Source organism: Corynebacterium sp. ACRPO (assembly GCF_022347205.1).
Taxonomy (GTDB): domain Bacteria; phylum Actinomycetota; class Actinomycetes; order Mycobacteriales; family Mycobacteriaceae; genus Corynebacterium.
Map to the genome: position 1 here is coordinate 67,391 of NZ_JAKRNE010000003.1, position 25,821 is coordinate 93,211.

The 25,821-nt window shown below is 61.6% G+C and carries 21 protein-coding genes and 1 pseudogene; 3 read left to right on the top strand and 19 right to left on the bottom strand.

Going from position 1 to position 25,821, the window contains the following annotated elements:
* Positions 1 to 10 precede the first annotated feature (10 nt).
* The 3 genes and pseudogenes from MHY22_RS11610 to MHY22_RS03490 all read right to left on the bottom strand — a co-directional run.
* Positions 11 to 530, bottom strand: a pseudogene (locus MHY22_RS11610) (ATP-binding cassette domain-containing protein); the annotation flags it as partial.
* Positions 531 to 722: 192 nt separating this feature from the next.
* Positions 723 to 2,594 (bottom strand): glutamine--fructose-6-phosphate transaminase (isomerizing), encoded by a 1,872-nt coding sequence (gene glmS / locus MHY22_RS03485; protein ID WP_239278090.1) that lies wholly within the window; start codon positions 2,592 to 2,594, stop codon positions 723 to 725.
* Between the two features lie 96 nt (positions 2,595 to 2,690).
* On the bottom strand, positions 2,691 to 5,495 hold the full coding sequence (locus tag MHY22_RS03490; RefSeq protein ID WP_239278091.1) for an FAD-binding and (Fe-S)-binding domain-containing protein: 2,805 nt from the start codon (positions 5,493 to 5,495) through the stop codon (positions 2,691 to 2,693).
* A 206-nt stretch (positions 5,496 to 5,701) separates the two neighbouring features.
* On the opposite strand from MHY22_RS03490, the gene MHY22_RS03495 reads away from it, so the two are divergent.
* Positions 5,702 to 6,535, top strand: coding sequence for a dienelactone hydrolase family protein (locus MHY22_RS03495; protein WP_239278092.1), 834 nt, complete (start codon positions 5,702 to 5,704; stop codon positions 6,533 to 6,535).
* A 264-nt stretch (positions 6,536 to 6,799) separates the two neighbouring features.
* On the opposite strand, the gene MHY22_RS03500 is transcribed toward MHY22_RS03495, so the two are convergent.
* From MHY22_RS03500 to eccCa, 9 genes are all read right to left on the bottom strand, one after another.
* On the bottom strand, positions 6,800 to 8,575 hold the full coding sequence (locus MHY22_RS03500) for a hypothetical protein (RefSeq protein WP_239278179.1): 1,776 nt from the start codon (positions 8,573 to 8,575) through the stop codon (positions 6,800 to 6,802).
* Positions 8,572 to 8,886 (bottom strand): hypothetical protein, encoded by a 315-nt coding sequence (locus tag MHY22_RS03505; RefSeq protein ID WP_225745951.1) that lies wholly within the window; start codon positions 8,884 to 8,886, stop codon positions 8,572 to 8,574. The genes MHY22_RS03500 and MHY22_RS03505 overlap by 4 nt, the downstream gene beginning before the upstream one ends.
* 112 nt (positions 8,887 to 8,998) lie before the next feature.
* Positions 8,999 to 10,342 carry a phosphoglucosamine mutase gene (glmM, locus tag MHY22_RS03510; RefSeq protein WP_225745952.1) on the bottom strand — a complete coding sequence of 448 codons (1,344 nt, stop codon included), beginning with the start codon at positions 10,340 to 10,342 and terminating at the stop codon, positions 8,999 to 9,001.
* A 188-nt stretch (positions 10,343 to 10,530) separates the two neighbouring features.
* Positions 10,531 to 11,064, bottom strand: coding sequence for a 30S ribosomal protein S9 (rpsI, locus tag MHY22_RS03515; RefSeq protein WP_204610198.1), 534 nt, complete (start codon positions 11,062 to 11,064; stop codon positions 10,531 to 10,533).
* Entirely contained in the window at positions 11,064 to 11,507 is a 444-nt protein-coding gene (gene rplM, locus MHY22_RS03520) for a 50S ribosomal protein L13 (RefSeq protein ID WP_049378943.1), read from the bottom strand. Before rplM ends, rpsI begins: the two co-directional genes overlap by 1 nt.
* 405 nt (positions 11,508 to 11,912) lie before the next feature.
* A complete protein-coding gene (locus tag MHY22_RS03525) occupies positions 11,913 to 12,200 on the bottom strand; it encodes a WXG100 family type VII secretion target (protein WP_005322746.1) in 288 nt (95 codons plus the stop codon).
* Positions 12,201 to 12,269: 69 nt separating this feature from the next.
* A complete protein-coding gene (locus tag MHY22_RS03530) occupies positions 12,270 to 12,584 on the bottom strand; it encodes a WXG100 family type VII secretion target (RefSeq protein WP_225745954.1) in 315 nt (104 codons plus the stop codon).
* A gap of 141 nt (positions 12,585 to 12,725) precedes the next feature.
* Positions 12,726 to 13,850 (bottom strand): type VII secretion-associated protein, encoded by a 1,125-nt coding sequence (locus MHY22_RS03535; protein WP_239278093.1) that lies wholly within the window; start codon positions 13,848 to 13,850, stop codon positions 12,726 to 12,728.
* Positions 13,851 to 17,570, bottom strand: a complete 3,720-nt coding sequence (eccCa, locus tag MHY22_RS03540) for a type VII secretion protein EccCa (protein ID WP_239278094.1) — start codon at positions 17,568 to 17,570, stop codon at positions 13,851 to 13,853.
* Between the two features lie 154 nt (positions 17,571 to 17,724).
* Here eccCa and eccD point away from each other — a divergent pair, with 154 nt between their 5' ends.
* On the top strand, positions 17,725 to 19,152 hold the full coding sequence (gene eccD, locus MHY22_RS03545; RefSeq protein WP_239278095.1) for a type VII secretion integral membrane protein EccD: 1,428 nt from the start codon (positions 17,725 to 17,727) through the stop codon (positions 19,150 to 19,152).
* Positions 19,152 to 20,300 carry a S8 family serine peptidase gene (locus MHY22_RS03550; protein ID WP_239278097.1) on the top strand — a complete coding sequence of 383 codons (1,149 nt, stop codon included), beginning with the start codon at positions 19,152 to 19,154 and terminating at the stop codon, positions 20,298 to 20,300. Before eccD ends, MHY22_RS03550 begins: the two co-directional genes overlap by 1 nt.
* Here the strand turns inward: MHY22_RS03550 and eccB are convergent.
* From eccB to rpsM, 7 genes are all read right to left on the bottom strand, one after another.
* Positions 20,290 to 21,576, bottom strand: coding sequence for a type VII secretion protein EccB (gene eccB, locus MHY22_RS03555; protein ID WP_239278098.1), 1,287 nt, complete (start codon positions 21,574 to 21,576; stop codon positions 20,290 to 20,292). The genes MHY22_RS03550 and eccB overlap by 11 nt on opposite strands.
* Before the next feature lie 74 nt (positions 21,577 to 21,650).
* The gene (gene truA, locus MHY22_RS03560; protein ID WP_239278099.1) at positions 21,651 to 22,532 is read right to left on the bottom strand and encodes a tRNA pseudouridine(38-40) synthase TruA; all 882 of its coding nucleotides are present in this window, start codon (positions 22,530 to 22,532) and stop codon (positions 21,651 to 21,653) included.
* A 153-nt stretch (positions 22,533 to 22,685) separates the two neighbouring features.
* Positions 22,686 to 23,177: a 50S ribosomal protein L17 gene (rplQ, locus tag MHY22_RS03565; RefSeq protein WP_239278100.1), complete on the bottom strand. Its 492-nt coding sequence runs from the start codon at positions 23,175 to 23,177 to the stop codon at positions 22,686 to 22,688.
* 72 nt (positions 23,178 to 23,249) lie between these two features.
* On the bottom strand, positions 23,250 to 24,260 hold the full coding sequence (locus MHY22_RS03570) for a DNA-directed RNA polymerase subunit alpha (protein WP_005322760.1): 1,011 nt from the start codon (positions 24,258 to 24,260) through the stop codon (positions 23,250 to 23,252).
* Between the two features lie 114 nt (positions 24,261 to 24,374).
* A complete protein-coding gene (gene rpsD / locus MHY22_RS03575; RefSeq protein ID WP_005322762.1) occupies positions 24,375 to 24,980 on the bottom strand; it encodes a 30S ribosomal protein S4 in 606 nt (201 codons plus the stop codon).
* 21 nt (positions 24,981 to 25,001) lie between these two features.
* Positions 25,002 to 25,406 (bottom strand): 30S ribosomal protein S11, encoded by a 405-nt coding sequence (gene rpsK / locus MHY22_RS03580; protein WP_005322764.1) that lies wholly within the window; start codon positions 25,404 to 25,406, stop codon positions 25,002 to 25,004.
* 3 nt (positions 25,407 to 25,409) lie between these two features.
* Positions 25,410 to 25,778 carry a 30S ribosomal protein S13 gene (gene rpsM / locus MHY22_RS03585; RefSeq protein ID WP_005322765.1) on the bottom strand — a complete coding sequence of 123 codons (369 nt, stop codon included), beginning with the start codon at positions 25,776 to 25,778 and terminating at the stop codon, positions 25,410 to 25,412.
* Positions 25,779 to 25,821 lie beyond the last annotated feature (43 nt).

Below are 25,821 nucleotides of genomic sequence, written 5' to 3' on the forward strand. Positions count from 1 at the left end.
AGATGCTTCTTTGCAGTTCCGTCGAGGTTATTGGTCGGTTCATCGAGGATAATGAAATCTGGCTCGGACAAGAACACCGCCACCAAAGCGACGCGGACCGCTTCGCCTCCAGAGAGGCTTTTGATAGGGCGGTTCAACGGGATATCCAATCCGGCGGCGGAAAGGGCAGCGGCAATGCGCTCACCGACGTCCCATTGCTCCCCGATTAACTCATAAAGTTCTGGTTCATACTCACCGGCTTCGACTGCGGAAATCGCCGCGAGCACTTGGGTGACACCGAAGATGTCTGCTACTACATCATTTTCATTCCAAGCAAGGTCTTGTGGCAGGTACGCTATCGATTCCGGCTTTTCCACCGTTCCAGCAGTAGGCAAGATTTTGCCAAGGATGACGTTTAACAGAGTTGTCTTTCCTGCACCATTATCCCCAATGAGCGCAGTTAAAGGGCTGGAAAAGGCACCGTTTAGGCCACTGAAGCAGGTTGTGCCATCGGGCCATACTAGGGAAAGGTCGTTCAATAAAATAGGCATGCTTAAATCCGTTCTTCCTTTGGTGTTTTACGCAAAAACACGACGGATGAGCACTGCCTACTCCTTTCACCGACAACAATTGCTCCCAATAGCATAACAGTTTCAAGCTTCAATGAAATGCCAAAGCCCCCTTCCCTTCCACGCAAGAAACGCGGCGGGCAAGGAGGCTTTGCTAGTGCCGTTTGGGGTGGATTACTCCACGGTCACGGACTTGGCCAGGTTACGCGGCTGGTCCACATCGTAGCCCTTGGACTTGGCTACATGGGCGGCAAAGATCTGCAGCGGCACGGTGGCCAGCAGCGGCTGCATGAGGGTCGGCGCCTTCGGGATGCGGATAACGTGGTTAGCGTAATCCTCGACGGCGGTATCGCCCTCTTCCGCAATCACGATGGTGATGGCACCGCGGGCGCGGATCTCCTGGATATTGGAAACGACCTTGGAGTGCAGGGAGTCGCGGCCGCGCGGAGACGGCACGATGACGAAGACCGGCTGGCCTTCCTCAATCAGTGCAATCGGGCCGTGCTTGAGCTCGCCGGCGGCAAAGCCCTCGGCGTGCAGGTAGGCGATCTCCTTGAGCTTGAGCGCGCCTTCAAGAGCTACAGGGAAGCCGACGTGGCGGCCCAGGAAGAGCACGGATTCCGCATCCTTCATGGAGTTGGCCAGGTTGGCCACCTGGTCCTCTTCGTCGATGACGTTTTGAACCTTGTCCGGCATGTGGCGCAGCTCAGCAAGAACGCTCTGGATTTCATCGGCGAACATGTTGCCGCGCAGCTGGGCCAGGTAGAGGCCGAGCAGGTAGGTGGCGGTGATCTGCGCCAAGAAGGCCTTGGTGGAGGCCACGGCGATTTCCGGACCGGCGTGGGTGTAGAGCGCGGCATCGGATTCGCGCGGAATGGACGAGCCCTGGGTATTGCAGATGGCGATAACCTTGGCCCCCTGCTGGCGGGCGTGGCGCACGGCCATCAGGGTATCCATGGTCTCGCCGGACTGGGACAGTGCGACGACCAAGGTCTTTTCGTTCACGATTGGATCGCGGTAGCGGAACTCGTGGGCGAGCTCGACCTCGGTAGGAATGCGGCACCAGTGCTCGATGGCATAGCGTGCCACGTGGCCGGCGTAGGCGGCGGTACCGCAAGCGATGACGATGATCTTGTCGATGGACTTCAAAACGGTCTCATCGATGCGCAGATCATCGAGAGTCAGCTGGCCCTGTTCGTCGAAGCGGCCGAGCAGGGTATCGCGCACAGCGGCGGGCTGGTCGTGGATTTCCTTTTCCATGAAGGAATCGAAGCCACCCTTTTCGGCAGCGGCAGCATCCCACTTGATTTCAAAAGGCTTACCCTGTGCGGGGTTGCCCTCATAGTCAGTGATTTCTAACTCATCGGCGGTGATGGTCACGACCTGGTCGTTGTCCATCTCCACGGCGGACTTGGTGTAATCGATGAAGCCGGATACGTCGGAGCCGAGGAAGTTCTCGCCCTCGCCTAGGCCGATAACCAGCGGCGAGTCACGGCGAGCGGCAACGATGCGATCGGCCTGCTCGGCGTGGATGGCCAGCAGGGTGAATGCGCCCTCCAGGCGGGAGCAGGTCAGCTGCATTGCCTTGGTGAGGTCACCAGCGGCCTCGTTGTGGAAGACATCGCCCAGCAACGTAGCGGCAACTTCAGTGTCGGTCTCGGAAACGAAGTTGTAACCCTTGTCCAAAAGCTCGGACTTGAGCTCGGCAAAGTTCTCAATGATGCCGTTGTGCACCACGGCCAGCTTGCCGCCATCGACCACGTGCGGGTGCGCATTCAGGTCGGTGGGGCCACCATGGGTAGCCCAGCGGGTATGGCCAATGCCCAGCACGGAGTCTGGCAACGGGCGGGCCTCAATCTCAGCATCCAGCGCAGCGACCTTACCGGCCTTCTTGCGCCAGCTGATATCCCCATCGGCGTACATTGCTACGCCAGCGGAGTCATAGCCGCGGTATTCCAAACGGCGCAGCCCTTCCAAGACTACGTCGAGGGCGAAGTAATCACGGTCACCACCAGCGTGACCAATATATCCAACAATTCCACACATGGTTGCTGATTTTACAGCACGGGGAAGAAACCTCTAGGCGGGCGGGGCGTCGGCAAGCGGGGGCATAGCGCCCCGCCCGCTAGTGCGCTGGGAAAACTAGCGCGTCGCCTGCTCCAAAAGCTCCAGAATGTGGTGATAATCCTCGCCGGTAGCGCGGGTCAGGCCAAGCTCGCAGGTGCGGTTGGTCGAGGCATGATACTGCGCCCCGATCTCCTTGACTTGCGCTGCTTCGGCGCGGGTTGCGGCGTCGGTTAGCTCCGGATGCAACATGCCGCGGTCGCCGGCATAGCCACAGCAATTCCAGTCAGTAGGAATGTGTACCTCGGCCGCGGCAGCGCGGGCTACCTTCTCCACGTCTTCCATCATGCCCAGCTGGAAGGCAGAGCAGGTGGGGTGCACGGTCACGGAGGCCGCCGGATTGTTGACCGCCAGCTGCGGCAGGAGGGTATCGGCTGTAAAGCTAATGGCGTCGATGACGGTAATGCCCACCGACTCCAGCATGTCCTTAAAACCTGCAGTGCAGCTGCTGGCATCCACGATGACCGGCAGGCGCGCACCATCGGTGGCCTCCATGACGATATCGCGCACGCGCTGTTCCATTGCATCGTGGCCGGCCTGCATGCCCTTAGAAGCCCATGGGGTGCCACAGCAGAGCTTGTCGATGCCCTCCGGAACCTCCATCGCTACCCCGGCGCGCTCCAAGAGAGCCACGAAGGAATCGGTCGTGCCCTTGCCGCCGCCCTGCGGGCCAAACATAGTGTTCACGCAGGCAGGCAGATAAATACCGGTGGTCTGCGCGTAGCGATCACCCACGCGCCCGGCCAAGCGGCCACGGGACTTGCCGCCCTTGCCCAGCTCCGGCTGGTACTGCGGCAGGTTATCGGTGCCAATGAGGCTGCGGCCCACGTCGGTGACCTTCTTGACCAGCTCGGTAGGCAGCAGGTGCGCACCGGTCAGCGCCAGCCCGGCACCTTGGCTAACCACCTGCCAATTCTTGGCGGCAGCGCCCCACAGCTTTTGCTGCGCCGGCTGGGCCTCCTCGCGGCGCAGGCGCTTGATGAACTTGCCGGTATCGATACCTACCGGGCAGGCAGTGCGGCACATGGAATCCACCGCGCAGGTCTCAATGCCCATGTATTCATAGGCCTCATCCAGCTCGGCTACGAGCTGGCTATCGCCGGCTTCTTCCGCGCGCTTGCGGGCGCGGCGCACGACGATGCGCTGGCGCGGGGTAAGCGTGAGATCGCGCGACGGGCAAACCGGCTCGCAGTAGCCGCACTCCACGCAGCGGTCCACTTCCTCTTCCACGGTGGGGTTGAGCTTGATGTTTTTGATGTGCGCGTCTGGGTCATCGTCCAAGATGACGCCTGGATTCATCGTGTTGGTGGGATCGCAGGCCCACTTGAGTTCCTGCATGACCGCGTAGAGCTCGTCGCCGTACTGGCGGCGCACATACGGTGCCATGGCGCGGCCGGTGCCGTGCTCGGCCTTGAGGTTGCCCTCGGCCGAGAGAACCAAGTCCACCATGCCCTCGTTGAAATCGTTATACCGACCAATGGCGTCATCGCCTTCAAAGCGGTCCGTAAGCAGGAAGTGGATATTGCCGTCCTTGGCGTGGCCGAAAATGACGGCATCGTCATAGCCATAACGGGTAAATAGTTCCTGCAGCGAGGAACAGGTATCAGCCAGATCGCCGACGGGTACTACGATGTCTTCCAAAAGGGCCGTCGTACCGGAGGGGCGTGCCTCTGCTACTTGGGCGTAGAGGCCCTTGCGGAAGTTCCACGCGGCATTGCGAGCGGCGGTGTCTGCAGAGAAAGCGGCCGGGGACTGCAATGGCAGCTCGCGCAGAAGCTGCGAGCCTTTGCCTTCCTTCTCCCGCAATTCTTCTTCCGCGTCGGCGTGGTACTCAATGAGCAGTGCGGCCTGCTTGTCCACATCGAAACCGGTGATGGCCTGCGGGACCTTGTCAAAGCCTTGGCCGACACGAATGGAGGCAGAGTCCATCAGCTCCAGGGTGGCCGCCCCGGTATCCAGGAGGGCAGGCAGCGACCTGGTGGCAGCGGTGAGATCATCAAAGACAGCCACCGTGGTGGTGGTCAGCTTGGAAATGGGCACCGTACGGAATACCGCCTCAGCGATGAAGGCCAGGGTTCCCTCCGAGCCGATGAGCAGGTGCTCAAAGAGCTTGACCGGGCTATCAAAATCCAGGAAGGAATTGAGGCCATAGCCCATCGTGTTTTTCAGCTGGAAATGGCGGCGGATAATGTCCACGGACTCCTGGTTATCGCGCACGCGGCGCTGCAGGCGGGTGAGCGTTTCCACCAGCTCCGGTTCCTGCTGTTGGAACTGCCGGTCTGCATCCGCATCGGCGGTATTGATCACCGTGCCGGTAGGCAGCACAAACGTTAGCGATTCCAAAGTGTTATACGTATTGAGCTCGGTACCGCAGGCCATACCGGAAGAGTTATTGGCCACCACGCCACCGATGGTGCAGGCAGATTCACTAGCCGGATCCGGGCCAAGCTTGCGATTGCGCAGGCCCAGGCGGGCGTTGACCTGGCGCACTGTCGCGCCGGGCTGGACGCGCACGCGCTTGCCCTCATCCAGCACCTCGATGCCGCGGAAGTGCTTGCGCACGTCCACCAGGTAGCCATCGCCGGAAGCCTGGCCGGCAAGGGAGGTACCGCCGGAGCGCAGGGTGACCGGAACATTCTGCTGCCGGCCCGCGCGGAAGATGGCGGCCACGTGTTCAGCCGAGCGGGCCTCAATGACTGCCTTGGGGGTGTACAGGTAGTGCGAGGCATCGGAGGCATGTGCCACGCGGTCAATGACCTCGGTCTTTACCTCCATCCCATAACGAGTAGAAAGTTCTTCCACATCAACGACGCCGGTAGTCATGTACCGCAGCCCGCCTTCCCAAAAATAAAAAGAGTATGTAGTTGCCCACACATTGCACTCCCCTACACACAGGCGCGCAAGTTAGGAGGGGCTTAGGAAAGCCTTTCCACCACACCCGTGGCTCGGCGGGATACTGCGCAGACATTTCTCAGATAAACCCACACCCTTTCCCGCCTAGCGGGTGATCTTCCTCTATCCTGGAATGCGTGTCTGCGAATTTGAACAAACATCTAGCAACGTTGTCGAAGCGTGGTCGCAACCGAGTTTTGGTTGGCGACCTTGACTATGCCGGAATCACCGGCAAGGTTTATACCCCCGCGGAGGGCCAAAGCCTGCCCGCCGTGGCCTTTGGCCATGACTGGATGCACAAGATTAAGGATTACCACGCCACCCTTCGCCACCTGGCTAGCTGGGGCATCGTCGTGGTAGCCCCCGATTCCGAGACCGGCCCCTTCCCCAACCACCGCAACCTAGCCGCGGATATGGAATCCGCGCTGCAGATTGCCGCTGGGGTAAAGCTTGGCGCTGGCAACATTACGGTCTCCCCAGGCAAGCTCGGCATGATTGGCCACGGCATGGGCGGTGGCACGGCCGTGCTTGGCGCCTTGGATAACCAGAAGGTCGCCGCCGTCGCCGCCATTTACCCTTCCGTCACCGCGCCGTCTGCGGTGCAGGCGGCCCGCCGCATTACTAGCCCGGGCTTGGTCATTGGCGCCGGCCAGGAAGACATTTTCAATGCCGGCAACCCCGCCAAGCTGGCCCATAACTGGAATGGTCCAGTCTGCTTCCGCGCCATCGACAAGGGCAGCCACGCCGGCTTTACCGAAGACCGCCTGCGCAAGCTGGCCATCGGCACCGCCGCATTCCAATCCGGCCCCACCGAAATCGCCCGCGGCTTGGTCACCGGCTTCCTACTGGCCACCCTAAACGGCGATTCTACCTATGACGCCTTTGCGGATCCAGAGGCAAGCGCCAAGAAGGTCCAAAGCCTCGTAGGCGAAGACTTGGCCGAGCGCGCCGGCGTCACCCGCGACGCCTAAGGTATTAACCCCGCCGCAGCACAGATTGCACCTGCCCCGACGCGTTCCTTGAGCGCGCCGGGGCAGCGCCATATCTGGGCCTTGGCACCGTCGCCGCTTGCCGACGCCCCACCTGCCCCTTCTCCCTTCGCGCCTCCTGCATGGCTTTATCCGCGGACCTTTCTAGCTCGTCTTGCGCTTTCGCTAGCGTTTTTTCAAATTCCAGCAAGCGTTTAGCCGTCCTTTCCCGAAAGCCCTGCGCAAATTCTGCGAAGTCGTTTTTCATTACCACTGACCTGCCTTTCGTGCCTTAATGGTTGGTTCTTCTGGCGCGGGTGCCGCCTCCTGCTGCGGTGCCGGCTGTGGTGCCGGTGCCGGTGCCGGCGCTTCTTCTGGAGCCGGCTGCGGTGCTGGCGCTGGTGCTGGTTCAGGAGCTGAGGCTGGTGGCGATGCTGGCGCCTCCGCTGGACCGGCCGCTTGGAGGTGTGCCACCTTCTCTGGTGGCGGCGTTGGCTCCTCTACCTGAGACAGCTCAGGAGGCGGCGCCATTACACCATCATCGCCTGTTGGCTCCGGTTCGGGCTCGGGCTTAGGTTCCGGGCAGGGATCTGGTTCTGGCTCTGGCTCAGGCTCAGGGCCGGGGTCCGGTTCCGGCTCTTGCACCGGACAATCCGCCTCGGACATGTGCTCCAGACACTGCGCGGCACCTTCCACAATGAGGCCCACGCCTACTAAAGCGATTCCGGCCCCTACCAGGCCGAGGCTGCCGCTGCAGGAGGATTCAATTTCACAGCCTTCTGAGCTGGTTTGGGTCGTTTCCACACATTCTTCGGTACTTTCCGCGGTATTTTCCGGGCAGAGCGTTTCCTCGCCTGCGCCCGAGTCAGCAGCGGGTTCCGTATCCATGTCTGGTTTAGGTTTCGGCTCTGGCTGAGGTTCAGGTTCCGGGCACGGTTCTTCTACTTGCTGTGGCTGTTCTGGCGGCTCCTGCGGCGGAATGATCTCCGCCTGTGCCGGCCTGGTGATCTCTACGTCGCGCTGGGACTGTGATGGACGCTCAGTAAATGGTTGCTCGGTGCACTCTTGGCAGTGGCAGCCCGCACCGTGTTCTGCAGTGGTCTCCGTGTGCACTTCCGTCTTGGATGATTGCTCCGGCTCGGGCTCGGGGCATTCCTTTGGCGGGGCGGATGGTGGCGAAGAAGGCATCGGCTGTGGCGGCGTGGAAGTCGTCTGGCTCGATTCTTGCTTTGAGTCAGGCTCCGGCATGGGTTTGGGCTCCGGTGGACACTCCACCTGGGCCGACTCGGTGGGCTGCGACGGCGGAGGTGGGCATTCTTCCTTCGGCATCGGCTTAGTGGGAGTAGGAGTCTCCGGGCATTGTTCTACCGGTTCGGGGCAGGCATTATCTGTAGGTTTAGCTGGCGTCGGGCATTCTTCTGGCAACGGGCGCTCACAGACGCACTCGCAGCGCGATTCAAACTCGTTATAGCAGGACTCAATCGCATCATCGCGGTCGCGGCAGGTGCTAGCGATATTGTGATTCGTCTCTTCGATAACGCGCCCGCCAATGGTGGAAAGAATCGGGATAATAAACCTAGCCAGCGGGTGCTTGGTGGCCACCATGGACAAGATATTCAGCAGTGGGATGACCGCAGAGATGAGCTCGGTTAGGGCGGTGTCGGAGACATCGACGACGTCGGCAATAGCGCCCGAGCACTGCTCCGCCGAACTGGTGAGATGGGCAGCATCCTGGCGGTCAATGTCGAAGTCTTCCTGCACGCCGCACAGGTGCTCGCGCATGGCGCCCTGAGCAACCTCGGAATCATCTTGCTGCAAATAGCCCGCTAGTCCAGCACCGCCTCCCTTCGGGCGGTTTCCGCCCACGGCCGCAACGGTATTTTTCACCAGGTTTTCGGGCGCAATACCGTCCACCGCACCGACTAGCTCCCCCAGCAGGTTCATGGGCATGCTGGGGCCCGGGTAGTTTCCCAAGCATGCGAATTGGAATTGGGAAATCGCGTTGGAATAGTCCCCCAGCAGGGATTTTGTCAGCGTACTCACTTGCTGTCCGCCTCCCCGCCGCGCGCAAAGGAGCTGCCGAAGGACTCATCAAAATCGGCAAAGGCGCGCACCTGTTCATGGGCGGCATGGGCGGTGGCAGATAAATTATCCAACCTCTGCCCGCCGCGCTCATGGATGCGCGCCAAGACATTGCGAATGCGCTCACCGTGGCCGCCAAAGTTGCGTCCAGCCGCGGCCACCGGAAAATCCGGTACCTCGGCCCGGTGGGCATCGCGTTGTTCGTCATTATCGGCTACGACCTGCCGTAGTGCGGACATCGCCTCCGAGGGGCGAAGAAAAACCTCAGACACTGGTGTATTCCCCCAAATCCATATGCGGTAAAAGTTCTCACCTTCATTGGACTGGGGATTGCACCAAATGGTTCCCTAGGATGCCAAAATTCTTCCGCACCCGGCGGGTGCGCTAGACCGAGGAAACGATGGCGGAAAGCCTGCCGGCAACCTTACGTGCCTGCTCCTTATCGGCGGCCTCCACCATGACGCGGAAGACCTCCTCAGTGCCGGAGGGGCGCAACAGAACACGGCCGGTTTCGCCGAGTTCTTCCTCGGCCTGGGCAATGGCTTCTTGTACTTCGGGGGCGTCCATGATGACACCCTTATCAGAAACCGGCACGTTAATGAGCACCTGCGGCAGCACGGTCATTACCGATGCCAATTCCTTTAGGGACTTTCCGGACTTGGCCATGCGCGCCATGATGGACAGGCCAGTAAGCGTGCCGTCGCCAGTCGTGCAATCATCTGGCAACACCACGTGGCCAGACTGCTCGCCGCCCAAGGAGAAATCGCCGCGGTTGAGCTCTTCCAGCACGTAGCGGTCGCCTACTGCGGTGTGGCGCACCTCGATGCCTTGTTCCTGCATGGCTAGCTTCAGGCCCAGGTTAGACATGACGGTTGCTACCAGAGTGTTATAGCGCAGGTCATTATCCTCCTTCATGCCTACGGCCAGCAGTGCCATAATCTGGTCACCGTCAACAACATTGCCCTCGGCATCCACAGCCAGGCAACGGTCGGCGTCGCCATCATGGGCCAGGCCCAGATCGGCGCCATGCTCGACGACGGCCGCCTGTGCCTTTTCAATGTGCGTCGAACCGCAGTCCTCATTGATATTAAAGGCATTCGGCTTGTTGTGGATAGCAATAACTTCTGCACCAGCCGCCTCATAAGCGATCGGAGCAACCTTGGAAGCCGCACCATTAGCGGTGTCTACGACCACCTTGATGCCGCTGAGGTCGGTGGAGACCACTTCCTTCAAGTGGTTGAGGTAGCGCTCGCGCCCATCCGGGGCCTCCGAGATGATGCGGCCCAGCTTGGTGCCGGTCGGGCCATCCTCGGTGAGGTTTTCCATCGTGGCCTGAATCTGATCTTCTACCTCGTCCGGCAGCTTCTTACCGCCTGCGGAGAAGAACTTGATGCCGTTGTCTGGCATCGGGTTGTGGGAGGCGGAAATCATCACGCCGAGATCCGCACCATAGTCATCCGTCAGGTAGGCAATCGCCGGCGTCGGCAGCACGCCCACGCGCACCACGTCCACGCCGCGGGAAGCCAGACCGGACGCAATCGCCGCATCCAGCATCTCGCCAGATACACGCGGGTCGCGGCCAATAATGGCCAGCGGCTGGCGCTCGTAGGATTCACGCTTGGCGGTAAATACCTCCGCAGCAGCCTGGCCTAGTTGCAAGGCCAGAATTGGGGTCAGCTTCTTGTTCGCGAGGCCGCGAACGCCATCGGTTCCAAAAAGTCGAGTCATGCAGTCAATTATGCACTCCTGTGCCCATCGATTACATGTTGGGGCGGTTTAGGCGGAGGCAAGCTTCTGGTTTATCGACGGAATGAGCGACATTCCCTCCTTCCGCGCTCCATAAAACGACGAAAGCCGCCGCCTCCCAAAGGAAGCAGCGGCTTTGCGTTGCGCTTGCGCGCGCAGTAGAAGCGAGATTAACGCTTGGAGTACTGCGGTGCGCGACGTGCCTTGTGCAGACCAGCCTTCTTACGCTCAACTGCACGAGCATCTCGGGTGAGCAGACCAGCCTTCTTGAGGGCGGTGCGGTCAGCCGGGTTGTAGATGTTCAGTGCACGAGCGATAGCCAGACGCAGGGCGCCAGCCTGACCGGTTGGGCCGCCGCCGTTAACGGTGACCTTGAGGTCGAACTGGTTCTCGCGCTCCAGCAGGGTCAGCGGAGTGAGGATATCCTGCTGGTGCAGCTTGTTCGGGAAGTACTCGCCGAACTCGCGGCCGTTAACCACGATCTGGCCGGAGCCAGCAACGAGGCGAACACGGGCGACGGCGCGCTTACGGCGACCGACGGTCTGGATCGGGCCCTCGTGTACCGGAGCGGCAGCCTCGACCTCTTCGGTCTCGGCCGGCGCGATGGAATCACCAATGGTGTTGGTGAACTCTTCGGTAGCGGCGCTTGCTGCAGCGATGTCAGCAGCGTCGGCTACGTTGTTGTCGATGTTCTGCTCAGACATTACTGTGCCACCTGCTTAAACTCGAAGGTTTCCGGCTTCTGGCCGGCGTACGGGTGCTCTTCGCCTGCGAAGACGTGCAGCTTCTTGATGGAAGCGCGGGAGAGCTTGTTGTGCGGCATCATGCCGGCAACGGATTCTTCGATAACGCGAACCGGGTTGGCGTCCAAAGACTGACCCAGGGTCATGGACTTCAGGCCGCCCGGGTAACCGGAGTGACGGTAGCGCATCTCGCGGCCGCGCTTGTTGGAAGAAACGTGGATCTTGTCAGCGTTGATGATAATGACGTGGTCACCAGCGTCAACGTTCGGTGCGAACTGTGGCTTGTGCTTGCCGCGCAGCAGGTCTGCAACGGTGGAAGCGAGCTTGCCCAGCACCACATCAGTAGCGTCGATGACGTACCACTTGCGGGTGATGTCACCGCTCTTTGGGTGGAAAGTAGACAATTTGACTCCTTGAAAGTCTGTCTCGGAACTGCCGGCCAGCGCTAAGCATCCATTCACTCCCGTACAGCGGCCGGTGGAGACCTGCAGGGAGCGCTTCGCCAGCTGCTTGCCGACGAGCGAACACATAGGTTTCCTACCCTACTTGCTCACCTGCCCAAAGACCAAAACACCGAAGCCGGCACCTTCCGCGGCTCAAACGGGAGGTGCCGGCTCGTAGGTACGGACTAGAAAGGTACGACTTTAAAGAATGGAAGAGATAGCAAGAGAAAAGAACTAGAAAAGGAGTACTCACGCTGGTTTCTTGGCCAGGGCTGCGGCTGCGTCCGCCTCCTGCCACGCGGGTGTGGTCAGTGGCACCGCAGCCCCGACGGGAACAGCGTGGAACCGTGCAAACAGGGTGTGGATTTAACCCCAGCTTGCGGCAGCGCGACGGTTGACGTCGCTCATTGCATCATTGCCCTGCGAGACGGTCTTGGAGATGGTGGCGAGCACGGTGTTGAGTTCCTGGGACGCCTTGTCCCACTTGGCCTGCGCTTGGTTATAAGCCACGGCGGACTCGCCTTCCCAAGTGCTCACCATGGGCTGAAGGCGCGCCTTCAGGTCTGCCAGGGTGCTGTTGATGCGACCAGAGGTGGCGTTGATATCGGCTGCGGCGGAAGAAATGGCACCGAATTCGTACTTGATCTCGGACATGTGGTGATGGATTCCCTTCTGTGAATCTATAGCTTTTGGGCTGCGGAGTAGTGAAGTGTGCGGTGCGGTTTAGAGGGCGAGCCCGCCGCCCACGTTGGAGAAGGCCTGGGTGTTTTCTGCTTCCACGTTGTCGAAATTGTGGGCATTGCTGCGGATATTGTCAGAGATAGAAGCCAAGGCCTCGCGCAGCTGCTGCGCAGAGGTGTTGTAGCGCTGCATCAGGTCATCGAAGGAGACCTGCGCCTGGCCGGCCCAGCTGCCGCGGACGGAGTCGACGACGCCCTGCAGGCGGGTGAGCTCACCCTGGACTTCATCGTTGGTGTTATCGACTTTGCCGGCGGTGGCAATCATGACATCGGCTTGTGTCTTGAAAGTCTGAGACATAAGAGTGCGCCCCTCCTTAGGGCGGATGAGATTGTGTGTATTTCCCCCGAAAAAGCAGCTGTGCTTCGCATCTGTGCTTTCTCACCTTTATTGGACTGAACTTTCCGCCGAACGGTTCCCGGCTAGGCAAAATTTTTAAGACTATTTTTTGACTAGGCTTTCCGTGGCCATACGGCAAGCCGCTTTTTGAACGGCGTTGGAGTTATGCCGGGTATGGCACCCCACGGACATCTGGTGCCCACGGTCTTCCCAGGTAGTCCATTCCACCAAGGAGCCGTCCCCAGGGTCTTCGGTATAGGTCAGTCGCCCGGCCTCATCGGTGGCATCGCGAAGCGCCGGATCTTCGTCAACCTGCGCGTGAATTTCTTTAAACAGGGCATCCGCCGGCACGTTAAACATCTCATCCGCCGCCAGCAGGATGCGTAGGTTTGGGTCTTCCCCGGTGGCGGTGACCAGGCCATCTTCTACCTTGGTGTGGAACCCACTGGGGACGACTACGGACATTCCCTCCACATCTAAGCGCTTTTCGCCTGGGCTCAATTCGTCACTGCCGGAATCTGACGCGCCCGGAATTCCCGGTTGTGGCGAGGCCGGCGCGGACTCCGTTGCGCCCTCGCGGCTTGGCGCGGCAGCGCGGGGTTGCGGGCGCGCGGTATCCGAAGCGGCGTCGCCTTCGCCTGAAGCTTGGGCACCGATAGCCCACCAAGAAGCTCCGGCCACGGCGATGATGACCACGGCAATTGCCACATGAAAGATATCGATAGCTCCGAGCCAACCGCGCAGGCGGTCGGTCCAGCGTGGCGTTACCGGCTCGTCGTAGGCAGGCGCCTCCATCACCGTAGTGGGAGGTGCCGAATCAGTGGCTTCAGTAGCCGAGTGAGGGGGCGGACCGAGTGGGTCCGGGGCCACTAGCGGAGAGATGGTTGGTTCTGGATCGATGAGGCGCACCCCGGTGACTTCCAATTGCCGGCAAATGATGGTGGTAGCTTCCTGCGCAATTCCCGTGCCGGAAGAGTCTGCCACCACGCAGGCTTCCACGTCGGGCCAGGACGGTCCCGCCATCTTGGATATTTGATCCATGACTTGGCCTAAGGCCCAGCCTTCCACAACGCCGGTTCCCGGCAGGTCATAGCGGTAGACCGTTTCGGGGCCTTCAAAGATGGTGGCCGCATCTAGGATGGTGACGGTAATGGGGACGGCGGTGGTCTCCCCACCGGTGGGGATCGGGGTGTCGGTTGGCGTATGCGCGCTGAGATTGGTGGTCATTTACTTCTCTCCTTCTAGGTACACCGCTTGGGCAACGCCGAGGTTTTCACCGCGGATGCTCCACTGACCGCGGCCGGGTGGTTGGTGGCAGGGCTTGAGTCCGAAGATGGTTCCTTCGTCGCGGTCGGCGTCAAAAAGCAGCAGTGCCGGCTGCAGATCGCGAACCGCGGAAAAGAATTGGCCGAATAGGGCGCGGCCGATGCCGCCGGATTTGCGAGCGATAACAAGGTGCAGACCAATGTCGCGGGCATGGGGAAGCAACTCCAATAGCGGCGAGAGGGCAATATCGCTCAGCAGGTCCGCATCATCGATGACTAGGTAAATGTCTGGGCCCTGCCACCAATCTCGTGCGGCGAGCTGCGCTGGGGTAATGTCCGGGCCAGGCAGGCGAGATTCCAGGGTCCGGACTGTATCGACAATGGTCTCTTGCGCACTCGACTGCGTCGCGGCGTAGGCAGCAACCATGTTCTGGTCCAAGGTTCCCAGGTGGGCTCGGCGCTGGTCGATGACGACGAGCCGGGCGTCTTCCCGCGCAAAGGCGCTAATGCCGCGCATGATCTGTGCCAGGAAGGTGGACTTGCCACAGCCCTGCGCTCCGATTGCCACAAGGTGCGGCTCACGAGACGGATTCCAGGTCAGCGTATCGAGGTCGCGCCCGCCGATGCCCCAGGCGATCTCACCGGTGGGCACGCACTCTTGAGCCGCGAGGGCGGACGGAGTAAGCACGGCGGGCAGCATCTTGAGCTGTGGAACTGGGTCAGCCGCAGCATGCACGCGGCAGATGTGGGCTATGTCCTGGTTGGAGGTGCGAGCTAAGAGCATATTCTCACCCGCCAAGGTGAGCCCGCGGCCCGGCGCGCTGGGGAGCTTTTGCTGTAGTTTGCGGTCGATGAGCGAATCCAAAGCCTCACCCAGGCGCAGCTCGAGGCGGTTGGCAATGAGATCGCGGATAGCCGGGCGCATCGTGGTCCACCGCGAAGTGGCAATGATGACATGCACGTGGGCGGAGGCGCCATCGGCGACGATCTCGGTGACCTTCTCCGCTATGTCTTCAAATTCCGCATTCGAGGTACCGATGTGGTGCCAGCCATCAATGACAAGGAAGGTTGCGCACCCTTCTGGGCGGCGGATAAACCCGGCTACTTCGTCGACGATGCGCCGTACCTTTTCGCCCTCCTCACGTCCGGCAACTCCGGCCACGTGGGGCAGGCGCTCTAGGGACGATAGCTGACCGCCGCCAAGATCGATGACGTAGAAGCGTGCCGCCTGCGGGTCATGCCGTAGAGCTAGCGCAGAGACGATCGTGCGCAGCGCACTCGATTTTCCGGACTGCGGGCCACCGCACAGGGCCATGTGTCCGCCGTGCTGGGTGAAATCAATACTCAACTCATCCTGGCGTTGGTAATACGGCCTATCGATAATGCCGATGGGCGCACGCAGCGGCCCTTGGTCCGCTGTGAACGAAACTGCACCCGCGTCATCTGCACCGGAAAGCCCCGGCAACGCGGATAGCTCAATGGCAGGCGGTAGCGGCGGCAGCCAAATGCGGTGCGCCGATTGATCGCGCAGGTGGGCCTCTTCTGCTGCGGCGCGCACGACCTCGGTAAGCACAGTGGTGGAGTCATCAAGAACCACCGCAGCGCTAGTATTGTCCTCTTCCTGGGACCAGCCTTGAAAGAGCTGCACCCGGCCTCGGGTTGGGGCTGGGTGGTCCATGGAGGCGTCGGCAAGCGCCCGGCGCGGCAGGGGCCCTGACACGTAAGAAGCTTGGAAGCGGGTCAAGGCCTCGGCATCGGATTTTAGGTAGCCCGCGCCGGGCTGGCCGGGCAGGTGGTAGGCATCGGTCACGCCCAACACCTGGCGGGATTCCGCTGAGGAGAAGGTTTTCAGGCCGATTCGGTAGGACAAGTGGGAATCTAGCCCCCGCAAGCGGCCTTCTTCGAGCCTTTGGGAGGCCAAAAGCAGGTGTACGTGGAGACTGCGCCCCAAGCGGCCGACGGCGACGAAGAGTTCCGCGAAATCCGGGTGCTGGCCCAAAAGCTCCGAGAACTCATCGACGACGATAACCAAGGCCGGCAGCGGCCCGTGCTCACGCACGGCGGTGGCAGAAGCGTTGTACTCACTGACATTGGCAAAGTTTCCGGCGGTGCGCAGCAGCTCCTGGCGGCGATTCATCTCGCCGGAGATGGCATCATACATGCGCTCTACCAGCGTAGATTCCTCCTCCAGGTTGGTAATCACCGCGGAAGTATGCGGCAGGCGGTCGCAGCCTAAGAATGTCGCGCCGCCTTTGAAATCCACGAGCACGAGGTTAAGCTCGTCCGGACTATGGGTAGCCGCCAGCGCGGTGACAAGGGTGCGCAGCAGCTCGGATTTGCCGCTGCCGGTCGCACCAATGCACAGTCCGTGCGGGCCCATACCGCCGTGGGCCGATTCCTTGAGATCCACCGTGACGGGCTGGCCCACCGTATCGATACCGATGGGCACCATGAGACGCGCCGACCCCTCCCGGCCATGCCACATGCCACTGGCCGCTAACTCTTCCACATCGCGATAGCCCAGAAGGCCCATAAGGTCACTGCCGCGCCGGCCAGAAGTGCTATCGGGGCGGCGGTAGGAGGCCATACTGCGCGCAAGCAATGTCGCGCCGGCCGCACTCATTCCGTCGGGAGAACCAAGGTCTTCCACCCCTGCCGCGGTGACCACCTGCAGCTGCTCCCCTGCCACGAGGCTTAGGCCTTCGTGCTCAGCGCGTACCCCCAGCGCCGAAGACGGCGCCCCACCAACCTCAATGATGGTGGTATAGGAATCATCGTGGAAAAAGTCTTCGGTGCCCGTGGTCAGCACGCCATCGACTATGAGGATACGAAAGCGCGCCTTTTCCGGTGTGCGCGCATGGGGCAGCCACTTCAGCCACTCCCACTGGCCGCCGATGGCCTCGATACCGCAGGTTTCCGGGCCATGCGCCAACGCTATCTGCATCACCATTGCGCGCACCAAATCGCGGGAGGGATCTGCGGGCTCTTCGCCCCGAGTCGACGCCATACCGGACACGGACAAGAAGCGAAAGGCCTGCAGTTGGATAACCACCGGCATATCGGGCACAGTGCCCACCGCCTTAATTGTCTGGCGCATGCTTACCGCACACACCGGGTCCAGGTCTTCAGTGGCGCCGGAATCCGGCACGTTGATGGGGGTGCACAACGTCGTTGGTCCAGTTCCCACGCGTACCTCGAGGGCGTCCGAGTCATCCGGGCCACGCTCCCACATGCGGCGCGAGCCGACTAGAGTGCTAAGTTCCACCGGTGCCGGGTGGCGATAGCTTTCATGTGCACGCTGCGCCGAGGCATTGCGCAGCGCCTTTTCCCGCAAGGCTTTGATGTGGCGCAGGTAGGTGCGCCGGGTTTCATCCGGATCCTGCCCGCTGTTATTGGGCCCGAACATCATGGCCATGCTCGCCAGCATCATCAATGGAAACATCAAGGCCATCGGGCTAATCTGCCGGGATTCCCCAGCGCCTAACACCATGAGGGCGACCATGCCGAGCATCGCCGCAATCATCACCACCGGAAGCAACAGCCGCACCAGCGGCACCGGTTGCGGGCGCACCGCCTCCGGGACTTCCTCCGCCTCGATGCTGCCGGTGGGCAGTGGCGGCGCAGCATCCCGCAATGGCATGGTCAACGGCTCAATGACGCGGGTATCCCCGATCCCAAGCATGCCTAAATAACCTCCCCCGAGCCACGCGCCAAGCGCCCTTGGCCCCCTGCCAAGATTCCCCGCGCTGCGGTGGACACGTCGCCACTAGTAAGCCACAATATGTGGCATTGGGCAAGGGGGACGCCCACAATCCATACATTTTTCGGGGGACATCATGACTACTGCAACGGCGCATCATCTGCGCCTTACCGTTCGCGTTCATGCCGGCGCCTTCCACAAGGAGGCGGACGTGGCGCTACCGCTAAGCTCCAGCGTGGGAGAGCTTTTGGCGGAGATCACTGACTTGGTGGATGCGCCCACCATTTCTGAACCCTGGCGCGCCAGTACAGCCTCCGGCCGCGCCATCGATCTCACCGCCCCGTTGGCTGCCACTGCGCTCACGGAAGGCTCAATTCTTGTTATTAGTCCGCGCGAGCGCCGGCCTGCACCGGTGATTCGGGATGCGGCGGAATCGCTTGCCGTCGCGGCTGAGGAGGATACTACCGCCGCCCTTCCCACCATCTGGGCATGGGCAGGGCTGCTTGCCGCCTTTGCCCTAGTGTGGGTCAGCGCCCTTCCCCTCGCGGCATGGGCGGCGTTGACCGTTGGAGCCTTATTGCTCGCCTTGTGGACACGGGCCCTATCGCTGGTGCACCTAAGCCTGGTAGCCGGCATGGCGTGTGGCTGGGTGGTGATTTCGCCCTCGCTTGGCGAGGCCCCCTTTGCCGCCCTCACCGCCTGTGTCGCCCTCCTCATCGTGCTGCTTGCCTGCCACGTCACCGGGTTGAGCACGGTTCGCACTACCGCCGTGGCACTCACCGTCTCGGTGCTGTTGTTGGTCGCGGCTTTGGGCTACCTGCTGCCCGGACCAGGGACGGGTCTCCAAGGCAGCCACGGTACGGCGGCAGCAGCCTGCGTGGTGATCGCCGGAATTATCCTGTTGGCCGCAGCTCCTGCGCTGACCGTTGCCACCTCTGGGCTCAAAGTCCCGCAGCTGCCCACGGCCGGCCAAGACCTCGCAGTTTCCGATGCCGTCCAGCCGGATGTCGATATCCGTGCCCGGCGCGCCGGCAGGGCCTATGAGGGAATGTGCTGCGGGCTGTCGCTCTGTCTCATTCTGGCCCTTATCGCCCTCTCGCTTACCGGTAGCGGTCCGGCCCTGGCGCCGACAAGCGGCGCGCCTGGTTCTCTCGCCGAGTATGTTGCGGTGCTCTTTGGCGCTGAGCACACCGGCGCGGGATTCGTCCAAGCACTCTGCGTGACCACCGCGGGAGCCGTCGTCATGCATGCTGCCCGGCACGGTCGTGTGCTGGCTAGCTGGGCCCTGATGCTGCTGGCGATGACCGCCTGTCTCGCTACGTGCTTATGCGCTACCCACACGGTAGCGGATTCCGGCCTTGCCGATGCCTGGGCGCCAATCCTTGTTGCCTGCCTGATTCTCCTCGCCATGCTGAGCGCCCCGCTGTGGGCACCCAAGGTGGCTGGGCTCGAGCCCACCACCATCGCGTGGTTTGAGCGCATAGAATCCCTGGCCATTGCCGCTAGTTTGCCGCTGGCCGCCCACCTAGCCGGAATCTTCGTGCTCATTAGGGGGCTGGGATAATGCGCGTGCTACCTACCGCTTTAGTAGTTGCATTCGCTGCAGGACTGACTGCTGCACCCTACGCGGCCGCGCGCGAACCGGATCGCGAATGCGCCGCCGCGCATTCCTCACCGCTTTCGCCCCAACCAAGCGAGGAGCAGCTAGACTACCGGGCCCGTCTACATTCCTTTGCTACCGGGGAAGGCATCAAAGTAGCCGTTATCGATACTGGCGTGGCCCGTCACGATCAACTGCGACATCTCAGCAGTGGCGCGGACCTTGTCGCGCCAGAGGCCCCAGAGCCGCATCGCGATTGCGACCTGCACGGTACCGTCGTGGCCGGTGTCATCGCCGGACACGATATCGGTATCGCCCCGCGAGCAGAGATTTACGCTGTGCGCCAGACCAGCGCGCACTACCGCCAGGAAGCGGAAGACAGTACCACCGGCTCGCTGGACACCTTGGCCAGCGCCATTGATGACGCCGCCGCTGCCGGTGCCCGCGTCATCAACATCTCCGTTGTCTCCTGTGTCCCGCCGGATGTGGCCGCGCAGGTCGATACTTCCCGATTGGACCGTGCTTTGGCACATGCGGAAGACTCCGGCGCTGTGGTGATCGCGGCCTCCGGCAATGCGTCCTCTGGCAGCTGTGAGATGGGTGACCGCGTCTTTCCTGCGGATTCGCCCACGGTGCTCTCAGTAAGCGCCCAAGCGGATTCGCACGAACTCGCTGACTACTCGCTGAATTCGGCCAACGGACCCCAGCTTGCTGCGCAAGGTTTCATTCCGCTTGCGCTCAACCCCGCGGGTGGATGGGCCGATGGTAAGGAAGGCACGGACGGAACGGCGCAGTTCCATGGCACCTCCTTTGCCGCGCCGGTGGTCAGCGGCACCGCTGCCCTCTTGGCGCAGCGCTTTCCCGATGATAACCCGGCCGCCCTCCGCAAACGCTTGGAGGACGCCGCGGAACCAGGCCACGGCTTCATCGACCCGCTCACCGTGCTCACCCACGTGGAAGCGGGCGCGGACGTCGATACCCGAGCTATGACCATCCGCCCCGCTGACGAAGGCGACTCGCGCGCCCCCACACGCAGTGCCTGGGTGCTAGGTGGGTTAACGCTGGCGCTTGCTGCGTGGGCGGCATGGCGCGGGCTGCGTCCTAAGAACTAACCTGCAGCGCCTGCTCCCGGTTGAGCGCGGAGCCTTCCGGCAGCAAGCGCAGGATCTGCCACGGCACCTGCGCGCCCACGCCGGTGCCAAGGGCTTCCAAAGTCTCTTTGTCCTTGACCTCGTGCCGCTGCCCCGTGGGTGAGACCACGTGATAGCCATGGCCGCTGTCTACGCCTACGCCACCGGCGTTGAGCCCACCAAAGCGATGGGCCACCGACTCACCTGCCAAGGCGACGGTGCCTGCTTGGGCAGGTACCACTACCCCGCCGCCCTCGTTAGCAGCGCACATCCAGCCATCGTCCGGGCTTAAGAAGCGGAAGGACATGGAGGGAAGGTTGAGGTTTAAGGGGGCGTCGGCAAGCGCGGCAACCTCCTGCGGCGTGGCTGTCGTCTCCTTGGCACCCACGCCTGTGAGTATCTCCGCCTGGGTGGGGGTGAGCTCCGCTACGCCCTCGGCCGTACGCGCCCACAGGCTCTGCCCAGTATCAACAACCTCGGGCGGATCGGCCGGAAAGTTCAGCGGTGGCAGCTCCGCAAAGGCATTGAGCAGCTCAGGCGGCACGGGCCAAGTGTGGGTACTATCGTCCACGCCCACCGCCCGACGCACGACACGCCCTTCGGTGCTGGAGGGATCTGGCAGCGCCACGCGGCCTTCCTGGGTGACAAGCCACTGCGTGCCCTCGGATTCCACCAGTGCGGCGCGCTCCTCACCGAGGCTTTTCTGCTCGGGCTCGGCAAGGACAATAACCTCCTGCGACGCTACCTGGTGACCGCCAATGCTGGTCGGGTTATCTGTAGACGGCGCCTCATCCTTGCCGGCCAAACACGCTGCCCATCGCTCTTGGGGATTCTCGCCTGCCGCCGCGAGGTACCCAGGAGCATCCGAGATACCCACCGGTGAGCCCAGTAGCGCTTCTTGCAGGTGCTCATCCCCAATGGTCTGCGCCTCGGCCGCCTGCCCGGCGATAATGCGCGCCGACGCCAGGTTGAATACCGGGTGGTAGGTGTCATTGACATCCACAAAGAGCTGGCCCTGCTCCGAGCGCACAATCGGCGCATCACCCGGCTGCGGGCTCGGCTGCAGCCATGCCAACATGCCAGAGCCCACCGCAAGGAAGGCGACGCCGACCCCTCCGAAAAGGAGCGCCTTGCGGCGCCTAGCCAATGGATCGTGAATCATCCGAATATCGCCTAAAACGAGCCCGTGCTCGACGCGGCGGCGCAAGAATTTATGGCCCGATACCTGGGCCTTGGTAGTAGGCAGCGGACGTGCCATGATTTTCCCCCGAAAAGTCTGTGTACACCCAGCACACAGGCTATCCCAGGTAAGCACCCGCTGCCACTTGGGCGCTAGTCGGCGCTGCGCCTTTCGCGGGTGACCTCAGCGCGAGCGGCTAGCTGGTCAGCCGCCGGATAATCAACGGCGACGAGCGAGAGCCCCTTTGCCGGGGCCACGGGGATGCTCGACGAGCGCTTCGTCTCCTGCAGCAGTGCCGCAGCGAAATCGGCATCGCGGCGCCCCTCCCCCACGCGCAGGCAACAGCCCACCAGCGAGCGCACCATCGACCAGCAAAACGCATCGGCACTCACGCGGGCCTCAAAAAGCTCCGGTTCTTCGGGCGTAGAAACATCGCGCCAAGAAAAATCCTGCAATTCACGGATGGTCGTGGCGTTCGGCTTAGCCTTACAAAAAGCCGCAAAATCATGCAGGCCCACCAGGGCGGTGGCGGCGTCCTGCATGGCATCGATATCCACCGGCTTAATCCATTCGGCCGTATCCCGCGCACGCGTCGGCAGCGCGCCGCGCGGATTGGTAGTAATCCGATAGACATAGTGCCGACGCAGTGCCGAAAATCGCGCGTCAAAGCCCGCGGGGGCAAACTCGCACCCGTGTACTCGAACATCTTCTGGCAGAAGCTTTGCTAGCCGACGCACCAGCTTCCCCGGCTCCCCCGCCACCGAGCGCTGCTCCAGCATCTCCGTGGGAACGTCCACGTGCGCCACCTGGCCACGAGCGTGGACGCCGGCATCCGTGCGCCCAGCTACGGTAAGCGGCACCTCCGTGCGCGCAATCATCGCGAGCTTCTCTTCGAGCACGCCTTGCACCGTGCGCAGGCCACCCTTCTGCTTGGCCCAGCCATGAAAGTCCGTGCCGTCATAGGCCAAGTCCAGGCGCAGGCGAACGAACCCGTCCGCCGGCCCTTCGGGGGAGGTCGATGCTGCATCTGTCATAGTGGGCTTTATGCTACCGGAGTGTTGACTGCCCGCCGGCGCTGGGTCTGGGTCGTTCGTGCGCTGAGCCCTGGTTGGGTGCGGACATGAAAAAGCCGCCGCCCTCCCTCAGATGGGGAAAGGCGGCGGCGAGGCGCTAGGGTCGAAGGGAAATTACTTCTCCTCGGACTCCTCAGCTGCGGTCTCCTCGGCAGGTGCCTCGGTCTCAGCAGCCTCGTCTGCCTTAGCTTCCTCAGCCTGCTTGGAAGCAGCAGCACGGGTAGCGCGGTTAGCCTCAGAGGTCACGGTCTCCTCGAGAACGAGGGAGATCTGGGACATCGGGGCGTTGTCACCGGTGCGGTTGTCCAGCTTGATGGTGCGGGTGTAGCCACCCTCACGGTTCTCAAACTTCGGTGCAACCTCGTCGAACAGGTAAGAAACAACATCCTTGCGCGGGATGAGCTTCAGAACTGCGCGGCGGTCAGCAACGGTGCCGGACTTAGCCTTGGTGATGATCTTTTCGATGTACGGGCGAAGAACCTTCGCCTTGGCATCGGTGGTCTTGATAGCGCCGTGCTCGATCAGGCTGGCTGCCAAGTTGCTCAGCATGTGAGCCTGCTGCTTGGCGGAGCCGCCGAGACGGGCACCCTTCTTAGGGGTTGGCATTGTGTACTCCTCGTATGCGGTAAAAGTTGAGCGCGCGGCAATTAGGTCATTGCCGCAAGTCAGCGGGGTTCTTTACTCGGAATCCTCAGCAGCCGGATCCTTGAAGTCACCGGTTTCTGCGTCGTAGCCCTCGAGCTGGGTCGGGTCGAAGTCCTCAGGGGTGTCCTTGAGAGCCAGGCCCAAGTTAGCCAGCTTGATCTTTACCTCATTGATCGACTTCTGGCCGAAGTTGCGGATATCCAGCAGGTCGGACTCGGTGCATTCAGCGAGCTCGCCCACGGTGTGGATCTCCTGACGCTTCAGGCAGTTATAAGAGCGGACGGAGAAGTTCAGGTCCTCGATCGGCATGCCATAAGCAGCGATGTACTCGGTCTCCTGCGGGGAGGGTCCGATCTCGATGCCTTCGGCAGCGTTGTTCAGCTCGCGGGCCAGGCCGAAAAGCTCGACCAGGGTGCCGCCGGCGGAAGCCAGGGCATCGCGTGCAGAAATCGAGTTCTTGGTTTCGACGTCGATGGTCAGCTTGTCAAAGTCGGTGCGCTGCTCAACACGAGTTGCCTCGACCTTGTAGGAGACCTTGAGGACCGGGGAGTAAATCTGGTCGACCGGGATGCGGCCGATCTCACCGGAGGTAGGAGCGGCTGGGACATAGCCACGGCCGCGCTCGACGACGAGCTCAATGTCCAGCTTGGCGGTGTCATTCAGGGAAGCGATGTGCAGATCCGGGTTGTGGATCTCCACGCCAGCCGGCGGCTGAATATCGCCCGCGGTGACATCGCCCGGGCCTTCCTTGCTCAGATACATAACAACCGGCTCATCGGAGTCGGAAGAAAGCACCATGCTCTTGATGTTCAAGATGATCTCGGAAACGTCTTCCTTCACACCGTTGATGGTGGTGAACTCGTGGAGAACACCATCGATCTTGATGGAGGTTACCGCTGCACCCGGAATGGAGGACAGCAGGGTACGACGCAGCGAGTTACCGAGGGTGTAGCCAAAGCCCGGCTCGAGCGGTTCGATGACGAACTTGGAACGAGACGAGTCGATGAATTCCTCGGTGAGCTGAGGACGCTGGGAAATGAGCATTGAAATTCTCCTTTTCGGCGACCGCTATTTGACGCCGGTAGAGGGGTAAAAATCTTCGGGATTGAAGATTCCTGGTTATCCGCCAGGCCATTACAGGCCGTGCGGTATAACAGTTTACTTCGAGTAAAGCTCGACGATGAGCTGCTCCTGCAGCGGAATGTCGATCTGAGCGCGCTCGGGCAGCTGGTGCACGAGGATGCGCAGGGTATCAGGAACAACCTGCAGCCATGCCGGTACGTTGGCATCGATGAGGGCGTCCTGAGCATCTTCGAACCATTCCATCTTCTTGGAGCGGTCACGGACATCAATGATGTCGTACTGGGTGACCTTGTAGGAAGGAACGTTGATGTTCTTGCCGTTCACGGTGAAGTGACCGTGGGAGACAAGCTGGCGAGCCTGGCGGCGGGTGCGTGCCAGACCTGCACGGTAAACTACGTTGTCCAGGCGGGACTCGAGCAGGATAACCAGGTTATCGCCGGTCTTGCCCGGGAGGCGGTTGGCCTCTGCGTAGTAACGACGGAACTGACGCTCCAGCACACCGTAGGTGTACTTTGCCTTCTGCTTCTCCTGGAGCTGCAGCAGGTACTCAGATTCCTTGATGCGGTTGCGGCCAGCCTGTCCCGGTGGGTACGGGCGGCGCTCGAATGCCATATCGCCGCCGACCAAGTCGACGCGAAGACGGCGGGATACGCGGGTAGCGGGGCCAGTGTAACGAGCCATTTTCTTACCTCTTCCTTTCCCTTAAACCTTGCGGCGCTTGGTCGGACGGCAGCCGTTGTGCGGCTGTGGGGTTGCATCCGTGATCGAGGAAACCTCGAGGCCTGCAGCCTGCAGGGAACGGATGGCGGTCTCGCGGCCGGAGCCCGGACCCTTGACGAATACGTCAACCTTCTTCATGCCATGATCCATTGCCTTGCGTGCAGCGTTCTCGGCTGCCATCTGAGCGGCGAACGGAGTGGACTTACGGGAACCCTTGAAGCCAACGTGGCCGGAGGATGCCCAAGAGATAACAGCACCGGTCTGATCGGTGATCGAGACGATGGTGTTATTGAAGGTGGACTTGATGTATGCGTGGCCGAGGGCCACATTCTTCTTTACGACGCGACGGCCGGAACGGCGCGCGCCGGAACGAGTCTTTGGAGGCATGAATTACTTCTTCTTTCCTGCGATCGTCTTCTTCGGACCCTTACGAGTGCGCGCATTGGTCTTGGTGCGCTGGCCACGTACAGGCAGGCCACGACGGTGGCGCAGACCCTTGTAGCTTCCGATTTCAATCTTGCGGCGGATATCAGCCTGAACCTGACGGCGGAGGTCACCCTCAACCTTCCAGGTAGCCTCAATTGCGTCACGGAGCGCCGACAGCTGGTCATCATCCAGGTTGTCAGTGCGCAGGTCAGGAGAAATGCCAGTCTTTTCTAGCAGTTCCTTGGCACGGGTTGGACCGATGCCGTAGATGTAGGTGAGAGCGACCTCCATGCGCTTATTGCGGGGGAGGTCAACACCAGCTAGACGTGCCATATGGCGTGTCCTTTCGGGTTGTTACGGCGGTTTTCTCCCCATC

Bases quoted from the DNA above. Each gene is read 5' to 3' on its own strand.
- eccCa (WP_239278094.1), bottom strand. From the start codon at position 17,570: ATGCTTGGGATCGGGGATACCCGCGTCATTGAGCCGTTGACCATGCCA.
- MHY22_RS03570 (WP_005322760.1), bottom strand. From the start codon at position 24,260: ATGCTCATTTCCCAGCGTCCTCAGCTCACCGAGGAATTCATCGACTCG.
- eccB (WP_239278098.1), bottom strand. From the start codon at position 21,576: ATGGCACGTCCGCTGCCTACTACCAAGGCCCAGGTATCGGGCCATAAA.
- MHY22_RS03550 (WP_239278097.1), top strand. From the start codon at position 19,152: ATGCGCGTGCTACCTACCGCTTTAGTAGTTGCATTCGCTGCAGGACTG.
- glmS (WP_239278090.1), bottom strand. From the start codon at position 2,594: ATGTGTGGAATTGTTGGATATATTGGTCACGCTGGTGGTGACCGTGAT.
- MHY22_RS03490 (WP_239278091.1), bottom strand. From the start codon at position 5,495: ATGACTACCGGCGTCGTTGATGTGGAAGAACTTTCTACTCGTTATGGG.
- glmM (WP_225745952.1), bottom strand. From the start codon at position 10,342: ATGACTCGACTTTTTGGAACCGATGGCGTTCGCGGCCTCGCGAACAAG.
- rpsM (WP_005322765.1), bottom strand. From the start codon at position 25,778: ATGGCACGTCTAGCTGGTGTTGACCTCCCCCGCAATAAGCGCATGGAG.
- rpsI (WP_204610198.1), bottom strand. From the start codon at position 11,064: ATGTCTGAGCAGAACATCGACAACAACGTAGCCGACGCTGCTGACATC.
- rplQ (WP_239278100.1), bottom strand. From the start codon at position 23,177: ATGCCAACCCCTAAGAAGGGTGCCCGTCTCGGCGGCTCCGCCAAGCAG.
- MHY22_RS03525 (WP_005322746.1), bottom strand. From the start codon at position 12,200: ATGTCCGAGATCAAGTACGAATTCGGTGCCATTTCTTCCGCCGCAGCC.
- MHY22_RS03530 (WP_225745954.1), bottom strand. From the start codon at position 12,584: ATGTCTCAGACTTTCAAGACACAAGCCGATGTCATGATTGCCACCGCC.
- eccD (WP_239278095.1), top strand. From the start codon at position 17,725: ATGACTACTGCAACGGCGCATCATCTGCGCCTTACCGTTCGCGTTCAT.
- rpsD (WP_005322762.1), bottom strand. From the start codon at position 24,980: ATGGCTCGTTACACTGGCCCCGCTACCCGCGTATCCCGCCGTCTTCGC.
- truA (WP_239278099.1), bottom strand. From the start codon at position 22,532: ATGACAGATGCAGCATCGACCTCCCCCGAAGGGCCGGCGGACGGGTTC.
- MHY22_RS03535 (WP_239278093.1), bottom strand. From the start codon at position 13,850: ATGACCACCAATCTCAGCGCGCATACGCCAACCGACACCCCGATCCCC.
- rpsK (WP_005322764.1), bottom strand. From the start codon at position 25,406: ATGCCTCCAAAGACTCGTTCCGGCGCGCGCCGTTCCGGCCGTCGCGTC.